The organism is Nocardiopsis suaedae (genome assembly GCF_027706745.1).
Classification (GTDB): domain Bacteria; phylum Actinomycetota; class Actinomycetes; order Streptosporangiales; family Streptosporangiaceae; genus Nocardiopsis_A; species Nocardiopsis_A suaedae.
In genome coordinates this window covers 44,681-63,711 of record NZ_JAQFWP010000005.1, presented here as the reverse complement: position 1 = coordinate 63,711, position 19,031 = coordinate 44,681, and the positions used below count along the sequence as shown (strand labels likewise).

At 72.9% G+C, this 19,031-nt stretch carries 18 protein-coding genes and 1 tRNA gene; 9 read left to right on the top strand and 10 right to left on the bottom strand.

Features of this window, described 5'->3' with window-relative positions; all coding sequences use genetic code 11:
- Positions 1-149: 149 nt before the first annotated feature.
- Positions 150-551 carry a DUF3618 domain-containing protein gene (locus O4U47_RS04305; RefSeq protein ID WP_270676205.1) on the bottom strand — a complete coding sequence of 134 codons (402 nt, stop codon included), beginning with the start codon at positions 549-551 and terminating at the stop codon, positions 150-152.
- Between the two features lie 37 nt (positions 552-588).
- Complete coding sequence (locus O4U47_RS04300; RefSeq protein WP_270676204.1) at positions 589-1,677, bottom strand: CDP-alcohol phosphatidyltransferase family protein; 1,089 nt, start codon at positions 1,675-1,677, stop codon at positions 589-591.
- A 224-nt stretch (positions 1,678-1,901) separates the two neighbouring features.
- Here O4U47_RS04300 and bcp point away from each other — a divergent pair, with 224 nt between their 5' ends.
- Together bcp and O4U47_RS04290 are read left to right on the top strand one after the other, a co-directional pair.
- On the top strand, positions 1,902-2,387 hold the full coding sequence (gene bcp, locus O4U47_RS04295; protein ID WP_270676203.1) for a thioredoxin-dependent thiol peroxidase: 486 nt from the start codon (positions 1,902-1,904) through the stop codon (positions 2,385-2,387).
- Positions 2,388-2,528: 141 nt separating this feature from the next.
- Positions 2,529-2,604: transfer RNA gene (locus O4U47_RS04290), tRNA-Leu, on the top strand.
- A gap of 98 nt (positions 2,605-2,702) precedes the next feature.
- Here the strand turns inward: O4U47_RS04290 and O4U47_RS04285 are convergent.
- The 6 genes from O4U47_RS04285 to O4U47_RS04260 all read right to left on the bottom strand — a co-directional run bounded on the left by O4U47_RS04285 (position 2,703) and on the right by O4U47_RS04260 (position 9,629).
- Entirely contained in the window at positions 2,703-4,061 is a 1,359-nt protein-coding gene (locus O4U47_RS04285) for a serine/threonine-protein kinase (protein WP_270676202.1), read from the bottom strand.
- 325 nt (positions 4,062-4,386) lie between these two features.
- Positions 4,387-5,739 (bottom strand): M16 family metallopeptidase, encoded by a 1,353-nt coding sequence (locus O4U47_RS04280; RefSeq protein ID WP_270676201.1) that lies wholly within the window; start codon positions 5,737-5,739, stop codon positions 4,387-4,389.
- A 68-nt stretch (positions 5,740-5,807) separates the two neighbouring features.
- Positions 5,808-7,106: a M16 family metallopeptidase gene (locus O4U47_RS04275; protein ID WP_270676200.1), complete on the bottom strand. Its 1,299-nt coding sequence runs from the start codon at positions 7,104-7,106 to the stop codon at positions 5,808-5,810.
- Between the two features lie 118 nt (positions 7,107-7,224).
- The gene (locus O4U47_RS04270; protein WP_270676199.1) at positions 7,225-7,866 is read right to left on the bottom strand and encodes a class I SAM-dependent methyltransferase; all 642 of its coding nucleotides are present in this window, start codon (positions 7,864-7,866) and stop codon (positions 7,225-7,227) included.
- Between the two features lie 126 nt (positions 7,867-7,992).
- The gene (locus O4U47_RS04265; protein WP_270676198.1) at positions 7,993-9,165 is read right to left on the bottom strand and encodes a pyridoxal phosphate-dependent aminotransferase; all 1,173 of its coding nucleotides are present in this window, start codon (positions 9,163-9,165) and stop codon (positions 7,993-7,995) included.
- Between the two features lie 56 nt (positions 9,166-9,221).
- Positions 9,222-9,629 (bottom strand): BlaI/MecI/CopY family transcriptional regulator, encoded by a 408-nt coding sequence (locus tag O4U47_RS04260; RefSeq protein WP_270676286.1) that lies wholly within the window; start codon positions 9,627-9,629, stop codon positions 9,222-9,224.
- A 273-nt stretch (positions 9,630-9,902) separates the two neighbouring features.
- Between O4U47_RS04260 and O4U47_RS04255 the strand changes: the two genes are divergently transcribed.
- The 7 genes from O4U47_RS04255 (at position 9,903) to O4U47_RS31235 (ending at position 17,406) form a co-directional block, all read left to right on the top strand.
- A complete protein-coding gene (locus O4U47_RS04255) occupies positions 9,903-10,340 on the top strand; it encodes a TIGR03618 family F420-dependent PPOX class oxidoreductase (protein WP_270676285.1) in 438 nt (145 codons plus the stop codon).
- 517 nt (positions 10,341-10,857) lie between these two features.
- On the top strand, positions 10,858-14,526 hold the full coding sequence (locus O4U47_RS04250) for a multifunctional oxoglutarate decarboxylase/oxoglutarate dehydrogenase thiamine pyrophosphate-binding subunit/dihydrolipoyllysine-residue succinyltransferase subunit (RefSeq protein ID WP_270676197.1): 3,669 nt from the start codon (positions 10,858-10,860) through the stop codon (positions 14,524-14,526).
- Positions 14,527-14,531: 5 nt separating this feature from the next.
- A complete protein-coding gene (locus tag O4U47_RS04245) occupies positions 14,532-14,711 on the top strand; it encodes a DUF6104 family protein (protein ID WP_270676196.1) in 180 nt (59 codons plus the stop codon).
- A gap of 217 nt (positions 14,712-14,928) precedes the next feature.
- Positions 14,929-15,783, top strand: coding sequence for a DUF4097 family beta strand repeat-containing protein (locus tag O4U47_RS04240; protein WP_270676195.1), 855 nt, complete (start codon positions 14,929-14,931; stop codon positions 15,781-15,783).
- Positions 15,780-16,871: a PadR family transcriptional regulator gene (locus O4U47_RS04235; protein WP_270676194.1), complete on the top strand. Its 1,092-nt coding sequence runs from the start codon at positions 15,780-15,782 to the stop codon at positions 16,869-16,871. The genes O4U47_RS04240 and O4U47_RS04235 overlap by 4 nt, the downstream gene beginning before the upstream one ends.
- 97 nt (positions 16,872-16,968) lie before the next feature.
- Positions 16,969-17,190: a hypothetical protein gene (locus O4U47_RS04230; RefSeq protein ID WP_270676193.1), complete on the top strand. Its 222-nt coding sequence runs from the start codon at positions 16,969-16,971 to the stop codon at positions 17,188-17,190.
- Complete coding sequence (locus O4U47_RS31235; RefSeq protein ID WP_408638925.1) at positions 17,191-17,406, top strand: type II toxin-antitoxin system HicA family toxin; 216 nt, start codon at positions 17,191-17,193, stop codon at positions 17,404-17,406.
- 73 nt (positions 17,407-17,479) lie between these two features.
- Here the strand turns inward: O4U47_RS31235 and O4U47_RS04225 are convergent, their stop codons facing one another.
- Both O4U47_RS04225 and O4U47_RS04220 read right to left on the bottom strand, forming a co-directional pair.
- A complete protein-coding gene (locus O4U47_RS04225; RefSeq protein ID WP_270676192.1) occupies positions 17,480-18,445 on the bottom strand; it encodes a zinc-binding dehydrogenase in 966 nt (321 codons plus the stop codon).
- A gap of 10 nt (positions 18,446-18,455) precedes the next feature.
- Positions 18,456-18,968 carry an ATP-binding protein gene (locus tag O4U47_RS04220; protein ID WP_270676191.1) on the bottom strand — a complete coding sequence of 171 codons (513 nt, stop codon included), beginning with the start codon at positions 18,966-18,968 and terminating at the stop codon, positions 18,456-18,458.
- Between the last annotated feature and the right edge of the window lie 63 nt (positions 18,969-19,031).

Here is a 19,031-nt window from a genome sequence, read left to right as displayed (position 1 = left end):
CGGCCCTGAGGCCGTCAGGCCGGATCACCGGAATCACCGCCCTGTCCGGCGCCTGAGGGCCCTCAGGCGCCGGACAGGGCCCGCAGACGCGGAACGCGGCGGGGAAGCGCTCCCCGCCGCGTTCGCGTACGTCCTCACCCGCTGAGGGCTCAGCCCCCGCGGCGCTTGCGGCGCACCAGCGCGACCACGCCGACGACGACCGCCGCTCCGATGCCCGCGCCGAGGATCAGCGCCTCAGGGGGGAGCTGCCCGCGCGTGGTGTAGGTGGAGACCACCTCGTCCTCGCCCTTGAGCCGGATGCTGCCCTCGGGCGGCTCCTCGGTCCTGCTGTCCAGGCGCACGGCGCCGCCGGACACCACGGCCCGCGCCTCGTCGGCCAGGCGCCCCCCGGCCTCGCGGAGCCGCTCGGCTCCGCGCCGCGCCACGTTGGCGGGCTTGGCCCGGTCCGCGAGCTCGTCCAACGTCGTGGCGATCCTGCGCTGGACCTGCTCGATCTCGGCCTGAACACCGGCCGGGTCCCGGCGCGCCCCCGCGGGGCCGCGTGCCTCCATACCGTGCTTCCTTCCGCTGCCGCAGGGCCTGTCCGAGCTACCGGGGGGCCGGCGGGGAGGTCTCGGCGGCCGCCTCGGCCGACGTCCCCTCCCCGGGCGTCCCCGTGAACCCGAGCGCGCCTTCGATGCCGTCCACGACGCGGAAGTAGTCCCGCGTGGACAACCACAGTTTATAGATGATGGCGATCTCGAACGCGAGGAGCAAAACGCCCGCGACCGCCGTGATCCCGACGATCGCGGCGGGCACCACCGCCCCCGCCAGCGGGGCCAGCACGAACACCGCCATCTGGAACTCGATCCCGCTCACCAGGTGGGTGCGCACCCGGCGCGCCTTCAGAGCGTCCCAGATCCGCTGGTACCAGGGGAAGCGCGAGCGGAACTCGCGGTGCAGGTCCACCGGCGGCAGCGGCCGGATCACGTGCACGTCGGGCTGTTTGCCCGCGACCCGGTCCTGGCGGGACTCCCGCTCGTTCTGCGTGTGCAGGAGCTGCTCCAGCACCGAGATGCCGTGCCGCAGCACCGCCTGCTCGCCCTGGTCGCTCATGGGCGCCCGGCCCTGCCCGGTGCCGCAGTCGGCCCCGTCGTCGAGCATGGACAGCTCGGCGCGGGCCCGCTCCAGCACCCCGGCGATGCGCGAGCGCATCTCCCGCCGCATCTTGTACACCTGCAGCGTGTCCAGGTAGCGGAGCATGTCGGTGAAGACCACCGCCAGCGCCATCCAGACGAACACCACCTCCCCGGTGGCCACGTACTGGCCGCCCATCAGGGCGATGGCGCACACCAGCACCCGGAACCGGTCGAAGGCGTAGTCCATCCAGGAGCCGAACAGCGTCTCGGAGTCGGTCAGCCGCGCCAGCTTGCCGTCCGTGCAGTCCAGCAGGAAGCACAGGTAGTACAGCACCGCCCCGGCGGCCAGCAGCGCCGGGCTGCCGATCGCGAACAGCGCCGCGGCGCCCAGCCCCAGGAACAGCGCCCCCACGGTGAGCTGGTCCGGGGTGACGCGGGTGCGGTTGGCCAGGACCCGCACCAGGCGCACCGCCAGCGGATCGACGAACGCCACCGTCCACCACGAGTCCCGTGTGCGGCAGGTGCGCTCACGCACGTCGTCCAAGGTGTATTCGGCCATCGTCGGTGTGCTCCCGAACGGTTGGGTGGTCCCGGAGGGGGGTGCGTGTGACGGACGAGTCTACGCATGCGGCGCGCCGCGACAAGATGCGGACCGATCCGGGATTCGCCCGATCCTACGTGATTCCGGCCCGCCGGGCGCACCCCGGCACCCGTCCGGCCCCGCCCGGTGACCCCCTCTACCCTGGGAGGAGCCCACAGGAGCGAGAGGATCCGAGGACCGCCGTGACCGACGCGAACACCCGCCTGCAGCCGGGCGACACCGCCCCCGACTTCACCCTGCCCGACGCCGACGGCAAGGAGGTGCGGCTGAGCGAGGTGCTGGCCTCCACCGGCAAGCGGGTGGTGCTGTACTTCTACCCGGCCGCGATGACCCCCGGCTGCACCACCGAGGCCTGCGACTTCCGCGACAACCTGCGCGACTTCGACACGGCGGGCCTGACGGTGCTGGGCGTCTCCCCCGACGCCCCCGAGAAGCTGGCCCGGTTCCGCGAGAAGGAGGGCCTGACCTTCCCGCTGCTCGGCGACCCGGACAAGGGCGTGCTCACCGCCTACGGCGCCTTCGGCGAGAAGAAGAACTACGGGCGGGTCGTGCAGGGCGTCATCCGCTCGACCCTCGTCATCGGCACCGACGGCACCGTGGAGAAGGCCTTCTACAACGTGAAGGCCACCGGCCACGTGGACCGCGTCAAGCGCGAACTCGGCGTCTAGACCCGGCTCCGGACCCCCATGCCGGTGAACTTGCGGTGGGTCGGCGGGTGCTGCCATTCTCGGACGTACGCTTCCGGGACGCGCACCGCCCTCCCACCGCCCCACCTGAGGCACCGGGGCCGAGCGGGGCGCCCGAGCGCTGGGGCCGTAGCCCAATCGGCTAGGAGGCAATGCGTTTAGGTCGCATACAGTGCGGGTTCGAATCCCGCCGGCCCTACTCCGGACACGGAACCCCGCCGATGATCTCGACAGAAGTGCTGCCGAAACCGCGGTTCTGACAGCACTTCTGTCGAGATCATCGCGGGAGTGGCGCGGTCAGCGGAACAGCAGCGCCCACAGGACCACCGCCAACAGCGCCAGCACCCCGGCGGCCACCGCCGCCGCCTTCGGCAGCCGGCTGCCGCTGCGGTGCTTGCCCGAGCTGGTCAGCCCGAGGGTGTCGGTGGACTCGCGGATCGACGTGAGCAGGTGCCCGACCGCCTCGGGGCGGTGCCGCTGCAGCCGCTCGTGCAGGTGCGAGACCGACTCGGAGACCGACTCCTGCAGCGAGCTGCGCAGCACGTGCGCGCCCTGGCGGAAGTGGTCGCGCGCCGACTCCGAGGCCGCGCCGTCGGGGTCGTCGGAGGCGTCCTCTCCGGCGTCGGAGGCCTCCGCCCCCTCGGCGTCCGGGGCGGCCTGCGGCCCGCTCGGCTCGGCCTGCTGCGGCACCACCGGCTCGGCGCCGGTCTGGGCGGCCGTGCGGGCCGCCGTCTCGGGGCTGGTCTCCGGCGCCCACGGCGCCAGGGCGGCGATGCGCAGCATCTTGGTGGCGCTCTCGGCGGTGAGCCGGTCGGCCGGCTGCACCCGCAGCAGCCCGGCCAGCACCGGGGCCAGCGGACCGGCGTGCTCGGCCTCCGGCGGCTCCTCCAGCTCCACGCCCTTGAGGATGCGGATGTAGCCCTTGCGGTCGTAGGGCGGGTGGCCCTCCACCGCGGTGTACAGCGTCGCGCCCAGGGACCACAGGTCCGACTCGGGCCCGACCGGCCCGGCCTTGGCCCGCTCCGGCGGGATGTAGGACGGCGAGCCGACGATCCGCCCCGAGGTGGTCAGCGCCGACTCCCCGGCCCAGGCGGCCAGCCCGAAGTCGGTCAGCACGACCCGGCCGCCCTCGCTGATCATCACGTTGTCCGGCTTGACGTCGCGGTGCACGATGCCCTCGTCGTGGGCGGCCTTGAGGGCGTCGATGAGCTGCAGCCCGATCTCGGCGACCCGCTGGTAGGGCAGCAGCCCGGCCATCCGCACGATCTCGCTGAGGGTGGAGGCCACCACCAGCTCCATGACGATCCACGGCCGCCCGTCCTCGTCGACCACGTCCAGCACGGTGACCACGCCGGGGTGGCTCAGCCGGGCCGCCACCCGCGCCTCGCGGGTGGTGCGGCGCAGCAGCGACTCGCGCTCCTCGTCGGTGAGGTCGGTGGCCAGCCGCAGCTCTTTGACGGCGACCTCGCGGTCGAGCACCTCGTCGGTGGCGCGCCACACCGTGCCGACCCCGCCGCGGGCGATCTCCTCGTGCAGCCGGTAGCGGCCCTTGAGCACGCGCTCCTCGGGGGCCGCCTCCAGCGTTCCCGAACGCGACGGCTCCCGCGGCCGCTCCGGCCGCTCTGCTTCTGGGTTCTCGATGGAGGACACGGTCACTCAGCGGGTCTGGTCGAGGGCCATGGCGGCCTCCTGCGGGCACGTGCGGTCGCGGTCGCTGCGATTCCTGCTCGGATCACTCGTTATATCAGCTCATGGGCGCTTCGGAGCGGGCGGATGCGGGATCACAGCCACTTAGGTCCACTTCTGTTATGTCCGGCCGATCCCGTCCCATGCGGGCGCATACCGTGACATGGCTCTCGGCCCCCGCCCGGGTCCGCTCCGGGACGCGGGCGGGGACCGGGAGCCGGCGGCCGCCTCCGAGGCGACCGCCGTACAGGGTTCCGATGCGCGCCGGAGCCGATCGGTTCCCCCGCGCCCCGGATCAGTTCCAGAGGTTCTCCGGGTCGCGCACGTCGACCTCGCCGAAGCCCGCCTCGCCCAGCGGGTCCTTGAGCCGGGAGGCGTCGCCCACCACGATCAGCGCCATCGCCGCCGGGTCCAGGTACTCGCGCGCGGCCGAGTCCAGGTCGGCGGCGGTCAGCGCGTCGAACCCGGCGCGCAGCCGGTCCACGTGGTCCTCCGGCAGGTCGTGCACGACCATCTCGACCAGCGCGTGCGCCATGCTGCGCGCGTTGGAGTAGGTCACCGGCAGGCCGACGGTGTTGGACTGGCGCACCGCCTCCAGCTCCTCGGCGGTCACGCCGCTCTCCTGCAGGCGGCGGATCTGCTCCAGGGAGGCGGTGACCGACGGCGCGGTGGTGGGGGTGTCCACCTGGGTGCTGATGAGGAACACCCCGCTGTCCCGGCGCAGGTCGAACCGGCTGCCCACGCCGTAGGTGTAGCCCAGGCGCTCGCGCAGCTCCTGGTTGAGCCGGGAGGTGAACATGCCGCCCAGCACCTCGCTCATGCCGTCGGCGCGCGGCAGGTCGATCGCCGGGCGGGACGGGGCGCGCTGGGCCAGCACGATCGCGGACTGCACCGAGTCGGGGCGGTCCACCAGCAGCACCCGCGGCAGGTCGTGCGGGGCGGGCTCGGGCGCGCGCTCGGCGGGGCGGCGCGCGGGCTCGGCGCCGCCGAAGACGGTGCGGCCCATCTCCTCCAGGTCGACGCCGTCCAGGTCTCCGACGACCACGAGGGTCCCGGCCGCCCCGGCGATCGTGGAGCGGTGGAAGTCGCGCACCATGTCGGGGGTGACGTCCTGCAGCGCGACCGGGGCGCCGCTGAGCGGGGTGGCGTAGCGGCCGCTGAACAGCTGGCCGCCGATGGCGCGCATGGCCAGGCGGGAGGGGCGGGAGGCCTCCAGCCAGAAGCCCTCCAGCACCTGTTCGCGGCGGCGCAGCACGTCCTCGTCGCGCAGCGCGGGGGCGCGGACCGCCTCGGCGAACAGCCGGGTGGCGTCGCCGATGCGGGTGGTGGGGGCGTCCACCCCGGCCACGAAGCTGTCCCAGGTGGCGTAGCAGACCCAGTCCGCGCCGTGCTGCTCCAGCTCGGGCGCGAGGGAGTTGTCGCCGTGGACGCCGTCCTCCAGCGCCTCCCCGGTGAGCATGGTGACGCCGCGGCGGTCGGCGGACTCGTAGGCGCCGCCGTTGGGCAGCACGAGGCGGATCGAGGCGTACTTCTGGCCGGGCACGTTCAGGGCGACGATCTCGCCGCCGCCGACGCGGACGCGCCGGTGGCGGGGGAAGGTGTAGGGCCGGGGGTCGCCGAGGTCCGGGCGGGGCTGCAGCTGGCTCACGTCGTCTCTCTCTTCGGCTGGTCGGTTCGTCGGCGCGGTGGGCGCGGTCGGCGGGCGCGGCGGGGAGGTCAGGCCTCCGCCGCCGCGGGCGCCTCCTCGGGGTCGAACCGGACGGTGAGCCGGTTCTCGGCGGTGAGCAGCCGCCCGGCGGCCTCGGCCACCTCGCGGGGGCCGATGTCCGCCCAGCGCTCGGGCCAGGTGTAGGCGAGGGCGGGGTCGCCGAAGAGCTGCGTGCAGCTGCCCAGCTCGTCGGCGAGGCCGGACGGGGTGGACACGGCCTGCAGGTGGTCGCGCTCCAGGATGGCGCGGGCCCGGTCGAGCTCGGACTCGTCCACGCCGGCGGCCAGCTTCTCGACCTCCTCCAGCATGGCGGCCTCCAGGGCGTCGCCCTCCACGCCCTCGCGGGCGATCATGTTGACCAGCATCAGGCTGGGGGTGTACCGGAACGGCAGCAGGTCGGCGGCGTCGCCGGGGGCGGCGAGCTCGCGCTCGATGACCAGCCGCCGGTACAGGCGGCTGCCCTGCCCCTGTCCGAGCACGGCCGAGGCCAGGTGCATGGCGTCGAACTCGCGCTCGCCGTAGGGGGCGACCCGGTAGCCCAGGAACACCCCGGCGGCCGGGACGCCCTCGGTGACCGACTCGCGCACCGGCCCGCCGATGGGCCCGGACAGCGCGGCGTCGGGGGCCTGCGGGACGGTCCCGCGGGCGGGGATCGCTCCGAAGTAGCGCTCGGCGCGCTCGCGCACGTCCTCGGGGTCCAGGTCGCTGACGACGGTGAGCACGAGGTTGTCCGGCCCGTAGTGGAGACGGTGGAAGGAGAGCACGTACTCCAGGTCGGCGGCGTCCAGGTCGGCCATGGAGCCGATGGTCGGGTGGTGGTAGGGGTGGCCCTCCGGGTACCCCAGGCGCAGGATGCGCTCCAGGGCGGTGCCGTAGGGGGCGTTGTCGTAGCGCTGGCGCCGCTCGTTCTTGACCACGTCGCGCTGGTTGTCCAGCACCTCCTGGCTCATGCCGTCGCGCAGCGTCGCCAGGCGGTCGGCCTCCAGCCACAGGGCCAGGTCGAGGGCGTGCTCGGGCACGGTCTCGAAGTAGTTGGTGCGGTCGGTGGAGGTGGAGGCGTTCATCTCGCCCCCGAGCCGCTCGACGGCGTCGAAGTGCTCGCCCTTGGCCACGTTGCGGCTGCCCTGGAACATCAGGTGCTCGAAGAGGTGGGCGAACCCCGTCTTGCCGGGCACCTCGTGGCGCGACCCCACCCCGTACCAGAGGTTGACCGCGGCCACCTGCCCGGTCGCCGCGGGGGCGGTGACCAGCCTGAGCCCGTTGTCGAGTGTGTACTGACCGACCTGTCCCGCAGCGTTGGTGGTCACGTGTGTCTGCACCCCTCGTTCGCGCCTCGTTCGTCGTCGATTCCCGCAACGAAGCCTATGCGTTCGGGGCTGCGCGTGCGCACGCCACACCGGGGGGCGCGCACGCGCTCAGGCCGGCTCAGCCGCGGCGCCGCAGCACCCGCAGCGACCCCTGCACGGCGACCTCGGTGAAGTCCCCGGAGTCCAGGGCGCGGCGGTAGACGTTGTAGGGCGGGCGGCCCCCGTCGGCGGGGTCGGGGAAGACGTCGTGGATGGCCAGGGCGCCGCCGGGGGCCACGTGCGGGCTCCACCCGGCGTAGTCGGCCTGGGCGGCCTCCTCGGTGTGGCCGCCGTCGATGAACAGCAGGCCCAGGGGGCGCCCCCACAGCCGGGCGACGTCGGCCGAGCGGCCGAGCACCGCGACGACGGTGTCCTCCACCCCGGCGGCGGCCATGGTGCCGCGGAACTCGCCCACGGTGTCGATGCGGCCGGTGCGCGGATCGACCAGGGACGGGTCGTGGTACTCCCAGCCCTCCTGGTGCTCTTCGGAGCCGTGGTGGTGGTCGACGGTGACGACGGTGCCGCCGCAGGCGCGGGCGGCCGCGGCCAGGTAGACGGTGGACTTGCCGCAGTAGGTGCCGACCTCCAGCACGGGCCCGAGGGGCGCGTACTCCGACGCGGCCTCGTACAGCGCCAGCCCCTCCTCCTTCGGCATGAAGCCCTTGGCGGCCTCGGCGGCGGCGATGAGCTCGGCGGGCATGGCGGGGGCGGGCGTGGTCATGGGGCCGTCTTTCGGGATCGGTGAAGGTGGTTCAAGCGCCGTCAGCGTTGATCTCGGGAGAAACGACGCTACAAGCGCGGTTTTAGCGTCGAGTTTCCCGAGATCAACGACGGAGGCGGGCGGGGTCTAGGAGGCGAAGGCGCGGACGAGCCGGCCGGCGGCGTCGTCGAGCACCTCGTCGCGCTTGCAGAAGGCGAACCGGACCAGGTGGCGCCCCTCCTCCACGCGGTCGTAGAGGACCTGGGCGGGCACGCAGGCCACCCCGGCGCTGTGCGGCAGGGCGCGGGCCAGCTCCAGCCCGTCCTCGAACCCGAGCGGGCGCACGTCGGCCATCACGAAATAGGTGCCCTGCGGGCGGAGCACGCCGAACCCGGCCCGGTCCAGGCCCTCCGAGAGGCGGTCGCGCTTGGCCTGCAGGGCGTCGCGCTGGCCGCGCACCCATTCCCGCTCGCCCGTGATCGCCTCGGCGACGGCGAGCTGGAGCGCGCCGTTGGCGGAGAAGGTGAGGAACTGGTTGACGGTCTGCACCGCGCGCACGAGCGGGGCCGGGCCCATCACCCATCCGGTCTTCCACGCGGTGACCGAGAAGGTCTTGCCGACCGAGGAGACCGCGATGGTGCGCTCGCGCATGCCGGGCAGGGCGGCCAGGGGCACGTGCTCGGCCCCGTCGAACAGCAGGTGCTCGTAGACCTCGTCGGTGAGCGCGATCAGGTCGTGCTCGCGGCAGACGGCGGCGATCTCCTCCAGCTCGGCGCGGGTGAGCACGGTGCCGGTGGGGTTGTGCGGGGAGTTGACGACGACCATGCGGGTGCGTGGGCCCACGGCGGCGCGCAGCTCGGCCGGGTCGAAGGTGAAGCGCCCGTCGGGCCCGGGGCGCAGCGGGACGGGGCGGCGCACGCCCCCGGCCAGGGAGACCACGGCGGCGTAGGAGTCGTACATGGGCTCGAAGAGCACGACCTCGTCGCCGGGCTCGACCGTGGCCAGCACCGAGGCGGCGATCCCGGCGGTGGCGCCGACGGTGATGTAGACCTCGCCGGCGGGGTCGTACTCCAAGCCGAAGCGCTCGGCCCGGTCGGCGGCCACGGCGGTGCGCAGCTCGGGGCGGCCGGGGCCGGGCGGGTACTGGTTGACGCCGTCGCGGATGCGGCCCGCGGCGGCCTCGATCAGCGGGCGGGGCCCATCGGTGTCCGGGAAGCCCTGCCCGAGATTGATCGCTCCGGTCTCGGCGGCCAGGCGGCTCATCTCGGCGAACACGGTCTCGCCGTAGGCGCGCATGCGTTCTACAAGGGGTTCGTCCACAGGGGCAGCATAGAGGTCCGCCCCGCGGCCGCGATGGGCCGCCCGCGGCCCGGCGGCTATCCGGCGACCTCCCGGTCGGCCGGGCGCCGACGGCGGCCGGGGCGGTGCCCGGCGTGCGCCTCGACCAGCGCGTCGGCCAGGTGCAGGCGGTCCTCGGCGCTGATCCCGGCCACGAACCGGCGGATGGTGGCGCCCGGGTCGCCGCAGCCGCTGAACACCTCCCCCATGACGCGGGCCGAGTACTCGGCGCGGGTCTCGTTGGGGTGGTAGAGCCAGGCCCGGCCGGACTTCTCCCGCTGCAGCAGGCCTTTGTGGAAGAGAATGGTGGTCACGGTCATGACGGTCGTGTAGGCGACCTCGCGGCCGTAATGCATGCGGGCGCGGATCTCCCGCACCGGGAGTGGGCCGTCGGCGCTCCAGAGCGCGTCCATGATCGCCGCTTCGAGCTCCCCGAACTCCTTCACTGCACGGACCTCCCTGAGGATTCGTTCCGCCATGCTAAGAGCGGGCCTTTCCGCTCCGCCGGGGATTCGCCGAGAACGCACCGATCCGCACGCCATGGGCGTGTTCGGCGAGGGTTTTCGTCGACGCGGCGGGGGCGCGCCGCACGGAGCGGGCGTGCGCGCCGCCCCCGCCCGAGCGGTCCGCAGTGGCGCGCGCCACAATGGGGCCTCCGGGGGCCGACGGAGGAGGACCGCGTGGAGCAACGGCGCCGCGACCGCAGGGCGCAGATCGCCATGACCGCCGAGGAGCGGGCGGCGTTCCTGGCCGCCAACCGCAAGGTGCAGGTGGCGACCGTGGGACCGGACGGCGCACCGCACCTGTCGACGCTCTTCTATGCCCTGGTCGGCGGGCGCCTGGCGTTCTGGACCTACGCCGCCTCCCAGAAGGCGGTGAACCTGCGGCGCGATCCGCGGGTCACCTGCTTGGTCGAGGACGGCGAGGACTACGGCGAGCTGCGCGGGCTGATGCTGCGGGGCACCGCGGAGACGACCGACGCCCCCGAGGAGGTCCGGCGGGTGGGCACGGCGGTGACCGCCGCCATGACCGGGGCCGCCGAGGAGGACCTGGAGGCCGCCGGGGCGCGCGAGGAGATCGAGCGCGCCGGGCGCAAGCGGGTGGCGGTGTTCGTCCGGGAGGAGCACACCGCGAGCTGGGACCACGCCAAGCTCTGAGCCCGGAGGCCGGCCGGGAACGGGCGGGAGGAAGGGCCGTGTGCGGCCGGGCCCGCTCCCTCGTCCGGCGGAACCCCCGTGTCCCGCCGGTCTCGGGAACGGCCGTCCTGCCCGGCCGCACACACCTGGTGTGACGCCGGGCACCGGCGTGCGGTTCCGAAAAAAATCTCCGCCGCCCCGCACGGTTGGCCCGAGGCCGGCCGGGGCATGGTCTCCGCGACCGGGACGGGCGCACGGAACCCCTGGAAGCGCGGGCGGTGCGGGTGCCCGGTCCCCCGCGTGCCGCGCCCCCGCGGCGAGCCGAGTTTGTGAATGATTGTTAGGTATCTCCCAGTCCGGTATCGGTCTGGGGGCGGCATCTTCATGCCTGTACAGCTAGCCTGTTACCGAGATTGCCGGCCGGGCGAAGCGTCTTCGCCGCCTGCGGTTGCTGGCGCGCTGCGAGCCCGCCCTGCTTGGCGGCCATCTCCTGATCCATACATTCACAAGCGAGCTGCGGAAGAGGGCGATCTCCGCCGTGTCGTCTGAGGCGTCTCAACCCCTGACAGATTTCGGCCCGAACGAGTGGTTGGTCGAGGAGCTCTATCAGAAGTACCTGAACGACCCGAACTCCGTTGACAAGGCGTGGTGGAACTTCTTCGCCGACTACAAGTCCGGCTCCGCCAAGCCCGGGGCCGCCGCGTCCGGCTCCTCGGGTGCACCGTCGGCCACGGGTGCACCCGCCAAGGGCGAGGGGAAGGCCCCTGCCGCCGCCCCGGCCAAGGACGGCGGCAAGAAGCCCGCGGCGGGCGACGAGTCCTCCTCCGCCCCGGCCGACGAGGCCCTGAAGGTCACCGAGGAGCGGCTGCGCGGGGCACCGGCCCGCACCGCCACCAACATGGAGTCCAGCCTCGCGCTGCCCACCGCCACCTCCGTGCGGGCCGTGCCGGTCAAGCTGCTCTTCGACAACCGCATCGTCATCAACAACCACCTGCGCCGCGCGCGCGGGGGCAAGGTGTCGTTCACCCACATCATCGGCTACGCCATGGTCAAGGCCCTGGAGTCGATGCCGGAGATGAACCACTCCTACACCGAGGTCGACGGCAAGCCCGGGGTGGCCAAGCCCGAGCACGTCAACTTCGGCCTGGCGATCGACCTGCAGAAGCCGGACGGCTCCCGGCAGCTCGTCGTGCCCTCGGTCAAGGCCGCCGACACCCTGGACTTCAAGGGGTTCTGGAGCGCCTACGAGGAGCTGGTCCGCAAGGCCCGCAACAACAAGCTGGGCGTGCCCGACTTCCAGGGCACCACCATCAGCCTGACCAACCCCGGCGGCATCGGCACCGTGCACTCGGTCCCGCGGCTCATGCCGGGCCAGGGCACCATCGTGGGCGTGGGCTCGATGGAGTACCCGGCCGAGTTCCAGGGCGCCTCCCCCGAGACGCTGAACCGGCTGGCCATCAGCAAGGTCATGACGCTGACCTCCACCTACGACCACCGGATCATCCAGGGCGCGCAGTCCGGCGAGTTCCTGAAGCACATCCACCGGCTCCTGCTGGGCGAGGACGGCTTCTACGACGAGATCTTCGCCTCGCTGCGGATCCCCTACGAGCCGGTCCGCTGGACGCAGGACATCTCGGTCGACGCCTCCCAGGAGCTGGACAAGACCAGCCGGGTGCAGGAGCTGATCCACGCCTACCGGGTCCGCGGCCACCTCATGGCCGACACCGACCCGCTGGAGTACAAGCAGCGCCGCCACCCCGACCTGGACGTGCTGCAGCACGGGCTGACCCTGTGGGACCTGGAGCGCGAGTTCCCCACCGGCGGCTTCGGCGGCAAGCCGGTGATGAAGCTCCGCGACGTCCTGGGCGTGCTGCGCGACACCTACTGCCGCACGGTCGGCATCGAGTACATGCACATCCAGTCCCCCGAAGAGCGGGAGTGGATCCAGTCGCACGTCGAGCGCGAGCACGAGAAGCTCGACCGCGACGAGCAGCTGCACATCCTGCGGCGCCTGAACAGCGCCGAGGCCTTCGAGACGTTCCTGCAGACCAAGTACGTCGGGCAGAAGCGGTTCTCGCTGGAGGGCGGGGAGTCGCTCATCCCGCTGCTGGACGGCGTCATCTCCCAGGCGGCCGGCGCCGACCTGGACGAGGTCGTCATCGGCATGGCCCACCGCGGCCGCCTCAACGTGCTCGCCAACATCTGCGGCAAGTCCTACGGCCAGATCTTCGGCGAGTTCGAGGGCAACCTGGACCCGCGGTCGGCGCACGGCTCCGGCGACGTCAAGTACCACCTGGGCACGGCGGGCACCTTCGAGACCCCCGACGGCCGGAAGATCGCGATCTCCCTGGCGGCCAACCCGAGCCACCTGGAGACCGTCGACCCCGTGCTGGAGGGCATCGTCCGCGCCAAGCAGGACGTGCTCGACAAGGGGCCGCACGGCTTCACCGTGCTGCCGCTGCTCATCCACGGCGACGCCGCGTTCGCCGGGCAGGGCGTGGTGGCCGAGACGCTCAACCTGTCGCAGCTGCGGGGCTACCGCACCGGCGGCACGGTGCACGTCATCGTCAACAACCAGGTCGGGTTCACCACCTCCCCGGCCGACAGCCGCTCCAGCATCTACGCCACCGACGTGGCGCGGATGGTGCAGGCGCCGATCTTCCACGTCAACGGGGACGACCCGGAGGCCGTGGTGCGGGTGGCGCGGCTGGCCTTCGCCTACCGCCAGGCGTTCAACAAGGACGTCGTCGTCGACATGGTGTGCTACCGCCGCCGCGGGCACAACGAGTCGGACAACCCGCACTTCACCCAGCCGCTGATGTACGAGCTGATCGACTCCAAGCGGTCCACCCGCAAGCTCTACACCGAGGCGCTGGTCGGCCGCGGCGACATCACCATGGAGGAGGCCGAGCAGGCGCTGCGCGAGTACCAGCAGGAGCTGGAGCGCGCCTTCTCCGAGACCCGCGAGGCCGACAAGAAGCCGGTCGAGCCGGGCTCGGTCGTCAAGCCCGAGGTCTTCGACGAGGGGCGGCTGGACCACGCCCAGGTCCCCACCGCCATCTCGGAGCAGGCGGTGAAGGAGATCATCGCCACCCAGACCGACCTGCCGGAGGGCTTCACCGCCCACCCGCGCCTGCTGCCGCAGCTGCAGCGCCGCGCCAAGGTCGTCGAGGACGGCACCATCGACTGGGCCACCGGTGAGCTGCTCGCCTTCGGCTCGCTGCTGATGGACGAGCACCCGGTGCGCCTGGTGGGCCAGGACAGCCGCCGCGGCACCTTCGGCCAGCGGCACGCGTCCCTGGTGGACAAGGCCACCGGCGAGGTGCACACCCCGCTCAAGCGGTTCGACCGGGGCACCTCCAAGTTCTACGTGCACGACTCGCTGCTCAGCGAGTACGCGGCGCTGGGCTTCGAGTACGGCTACTCGGTGGAGCGCCCGGACGCGCTGGTGGCCTGGGAGGCCCAGTTCGGCGACTTCGTCAACGGCGCGCAGAGCGTCATCGACGAGTACATCTCCTCCAGCGAGCAGAAGTGGGGCCAGCGCTCCAGCGTGACCCTGCTGCTGCCGCACGGCTACGAGGGCCAGGGCCCGGACCACTCCTCGGCCCGGGTCGAGCGGTTCCTGCAGCAGTGCGCGCAGGAGAACATGACCGTGGCGATGCCGACCACCCCGGCCAGCTACTTCCACCTGCTCCGGTGGCAGGGCATGTCCGGCTACCGGCGCCCGCTGGTGGTGTTCACCCCCAAGTGGATGCTGCGCGCCAAGCAGGCCACCTCCACGGCCGCCGACTTCACCTCGGGCTCGTTCGAGCCGGTCATCGACGACCACAAGGTCGACCCGGCCAAGGTGCGCCGGGTGGTGCTGTGCTCCGGCAAGGTCTTCTACGACCTGGACGGCGCGCGGGACCGCACCGGCGACGAGCACACCGCGATCATCCGCGTGGAGCGGCTCTACCCGCTGCCGGTGGAGGAGATCCGGCGGCGCCTGGCGGCGTTCCCCAACGCCGGCGAGGTGCTGTGGGTGCAGGAGGAGCCGGCGAACATGGGCCCCTGGCCGTTCGTGGCGCTGGTCTTCTCCGAGCAGCTGGACCGGCCCTTCACCCGGGTCTCCCGCCCGGCCTCCTCCTCGCCCGCGGTCGGCTCGGCCAAGCGGCACGAGGTGGAGCAGCAGGCCGTGGTCAACACGGTGTTCCCGCCGGTCGAGTAGGCGCCATGTACTACACGGACCGCGGGATCGAGGAGCTGGAGGGGCGCCGGGGCGAGGAGGAGGTCTCCTTCGCCTGGCTCTCCGACCGACTGCGCACGTTCACCGACCTGAACCCGGAGTTCGAGACGGCCGTCGACCGGCTCGCCACCTGGCTGGCCCGGCTCGACGACGACGAGGACGAGTGAGGCGCGGCGGGTCCGCAGGCCGATGAGGGGGACCCCCGACGATGTCGGGGGTCCCCCGCGGCGTTCCGGCCCGGGGCGCGTCCGGGGCGGGGCCGTCCCCGGGGGCCGGACCCGGGGTCTCCCCCGACACGCCCCGGATGTTTCGCGACATATCTTGAAGCCTCCGCGAACGCGACATATCGTGATTGCAGAAGCGTTCGAGTCGAAAGGTGTCGCGATGGCGCGTTGGACCATCGACCAGCCGACGACGCGGGTCCTCGACGGGATCGTGGCGCTGCGCGTCCGTGTCATCGGCGGTCATGTCAACATCCTGCCCACCGACGATCCGGCGACCTTCGAGGTCGCCGACATCAAGGGGGAGCCCGTCCTCGTCACCCACGAGGCCGGGATCCTCACCATCACCTACGAGGACCTCACCGGCGGCGGGCTGCTCGACCGGCTCAAGCCGGTGCAGCTGTCGGGCTACAAGGACGTGGGGCGCCGCTCGGCCTCGGTCGACCTGCGGGTCCCCCGCGACTGCCCGGTGGAGGTCACCACCCTGTCCGCGCCGATCGTGGCCGCCGGACTGGCCGGGCGGGTGCAGCTGCGCACCGCCTCGGGCGACGTGACCCTGGACGAGCTGTCCGGGGACGTGGAGGTCTCCACGGTCAGCGGCGACCTGGCCGCGCGCGGCCTGCAGGGCGGCCTGTCCTTCAACAGCGTCGGCGGCCAGGCGGCGGTGGCCGGGGGACGGCTGTCCTCCTTCGCCGCCAAGACCGCCTCCGGCAAGGTGCTGGCCGACGTGGAGCTGGCCTCCTCCGCCAAGGTGCGGCTGGGCTCCATCTCCGGCGGGGTGGCGCTGCGGGTGCCCGCCGAGACCTCCGCCGACGTCGACCTGCGCTCGGCCACCGGCGCCCTGGAGTCGGAGTTCGGGCTGGAGCGCAAGGCCCTGCGCGGCCGCTCCCGGCTGGGCGGCGCCATCGGCAGCGGGCCCGACCCGGCCGCGATCAGCACCACCACGGTCTCGGGGGCGGTCTCCCTGCTGCGCCGCGCCGCCGACGCCCCGGCCGAGATCCCGAGGGGAGAGGCATGAGCACCATCTTCGGCCACGGCCGTCTCCGGCTCTACCTGCTCAAGCTGCTGGACGAGAGCCCGAAGCACGGCTACGAGATCATCAGCCTGCTGCGCGACCGGTTCCTGGGGGTGTACTCGCCCTCGCCGGGGACGATCTACCCGCGCCTGGCCCGCCTGGAGGAGGAGGGGCTGGTCACCCACGAGGAGGTCAACGGGCGCAAGGTCTACCGGCTGACCGACAAGGGGCGCGAGGAGCTGAACAGCCGCAGCGCGGACCTGAACGACCTGGAGCGCGAGATCACCGAGTCGGTGCGGGACGTGGCCCGCGCGGTCAAGGAGGACGTGCGCGACACCATCGGCTCGCTGCGCGAGGAGCTGAAGTACGCCGCCTCCGGGGGCCGCCGCGCCCGGGAGGCCTCTTCCGGCACGGACGGCTCGGCCGGCTCCGGCGATACCGACGCTGCCGACACCGCCGACGGGGAGGGCGCGGACCGCGAGCACGCGGGCCGGGGCGCGCAGGGCGGCCACGGCGGCTGGTGGGGACGCGACTGGGAGCGCCTGGCCAAGGGCGTCGGCGAGTCCTGGAAAGGCTCGTGGGGCGGGGCCTGGGGCACCTGGGGGTCGTGGGGCTCCGGCCGCACCTCCGAGGAGGGGGCGGAGGACACGGAGACGTCGGGCGAGCGGGAGTCCGCGTCCGGCCAGAAGCGCGGCGACCGCGCCGAGTTCGACCGGGCGCTGCACGACTTCGCCGACCGGGTGCGCGACGTGGTCCGCGACGCGGGGGCCGTGGGCGAGACCGCGGCGCGGGACCTCAAGCGGATCCTGGACGACACGCTGGACGTGATCCAGCGCGACATGGCCCATTGGGGCCCCGGCGGCGGGAAGCACCCGTGCGGCCGCGAGGAGTCCGCCGAGGAGGAGACCACCAAGGCCCAGGAGGCCGAGCAGGCCCAGGAGGACCCGGAGGAGCCGGAGGAGCCGAAGGCCCCCTTCGCCCAGCCCCCGGCCGAGGAGGACCGCTCCGACCCGTGGTCCACCGCCGTCCACGAGGAGCCCCGCCAGGAAGACGCCCCGCCGGACGAAGATAAGGGCTCCAAGCCTGAGTAAGGGAATCCAATGTCCACCGGTACGCGATCGTCCCACGCCAGCTGGGGCGATCGCGTAATGTCTGCTTGTCCGGGTTCTTCACGGAAGGAACCACTCGATGAGTCGTACTGTGCACGTTCCCTACGTTCTGGAACAGGACGAAGACGGAGTCTGGTGCGGTGAAGCCGTCCTGCGTCCGGGGGCCAGCGCCTTCGGATACGGCGATGACCCTGAAAGCGCGCTCGCAGACTTGAAAGAGGGGATCGCCGCCCTCATCGAGGAGTCGGGCCCGCCGCAGGAGCTGACCATGACCGTCACAGTCAACCCCGAGGCGGCATAAGTGCCCCCACTCCCAACCCTCACGGGTAAGGAACTGATCGGAATCCTGGAGAAGCGCGGGTTTGGCCTCGCTCATGTACGAGGAAGCCACCACATCATGAAGCACCCTTCAGGGAACCGGGTGGCGGTGCCGGTCCATGGCCAACGCGCGATACCGACCGGGACCCTCAAGGGCATCATGCGCCAAGCTGGCCTCACAGTGCACGATCTGGTCTGATGACGACGCATACTGGTCCGGTGCCGACGCCGGCACCGGACCAGTCCCATTCGAGTAGGCAGGTCGCTTCAGTTCAGACCGTGAAGACGATCTTGCCGAACTGGTCGCCCGCCGCCATGGCCTCGAAGCCCTCCTTGGCCTGGGTCAGCGGGAGGACCCGGTCGATGGTGGGGCGCACGCCGGTGCGGGCCAGCATCTCGGTCAGGTGGGCCAGCTCCCGGCGGCCGCCCATCGTCGAGCCGATCACCTGCAGCTGCAGGAAGAACATCCGGGTCAGCTCCGCCGAAGGAGCGTCGCCGCTGGTGGCGCCGCACGTGACGATCTTGCCGCCGGGCTTGAGGGAGCGCACCGAGTGCCCCCAGGTCGCCTGGCCGACCGAGTCGAACACGGCGTCGACCTTCTCCGGGAGCCGCTCCCCCGTCGGCACGGCCGCGTGCGCGCCCAGCGCCACGGCCCGGTCGCGCTTGGCCCCGCTGCGGCTGGTGGCGTAGACGCGGTGCCCGGCCTGCGCCGCCAGCGCGATCAGCGCCCCGGCCACGCCGCCGCCCGCCCCCTGCACCAGCAGGGTCGACCCGGGCGGGAGGGCGGCCTTGGTGAACAGCATGCTGTAGGCGGTCAGCCATGCCGTGGGCAGGCAGGCCGCCTCCTCGAAGCTCAGCTCCGCGGGCTTGGGCACCAGGTTGCGGCGCGGCACCGCGACCTTCTCGGCGAGCGTGCCGTCGTGCACCTCCGACAGCAGCGACCGCTTGGGGTCGTAGGTCTCCCCGCCCGGGACGCCGGGGTCGCCCACCACGGAGTGCACGATCACCTCGTCGCCGTCCTCGTCGACCCCGGCGGCGTCGCAGCCCAGCACCATGGGCAGCCGGTCGGCGCTCAGGCCGACGCCGCGCAGGCTCCACAGGTCGTGGTGGTTGAGGGAGGCCGCCTTCACGTCCACGACGGTCCAGCCGTCGCGGGGGGCGGGGTCGGGCCGTTCCCCGGCCTCGAGGCCGGAGACGGGGTCGTCGGGGTCGAGGCGCGCGGCGGTGATAGCGAACATGCCCCGCACCCTAGCGATCGGCGGCGGCGCCGTCGGCCGGGGCCCCGGGGTCGAGGGAGAAGGCGACCACGCGGCCGCCGGGCATCGGGGCGGTGTGCCATTCGCTGGACACCGCCTCCACCATCGCCAGCCCGCGGCCGCTCTCGGCGTCGGGGGAGAACCCGCCCACGGCGGGGCGTCCGCCGGGGGCGTCCGGGCGCGGCCCCTCGTCGTGCACGGCCACGGTCACCGCCCCGGGGCGGTGCACCACCTCCACGCCGAAGCGCCCGCCGGGCTCGCCGCTGCGGGTGTGCCGGACCGCGTTCGAGGCCACCTCGCTGACCAGCAGCGTGGCGGCGTCCACCAGGTCGTCCTTCAGGGCCGGGCACAGCGCGAGCGTGGAGCGCACGAAGGCGCGCGCCTCGCGCACGTACGGCTCCTCGCCGGGGAACCCGCAGCGGGCCATGACCACCGCGCCCGCCCCCCGCGCCCGGGGGACCGCCGGGAACTCCCGGGCAGGCCGTCCCTGAAGTGTCGCGCTCATGGCTGACTCCCCCCTGGGCGTGGTGGCGCTCCGGCAGCTCCGGGCCCGCGCCCGGGTGACCAT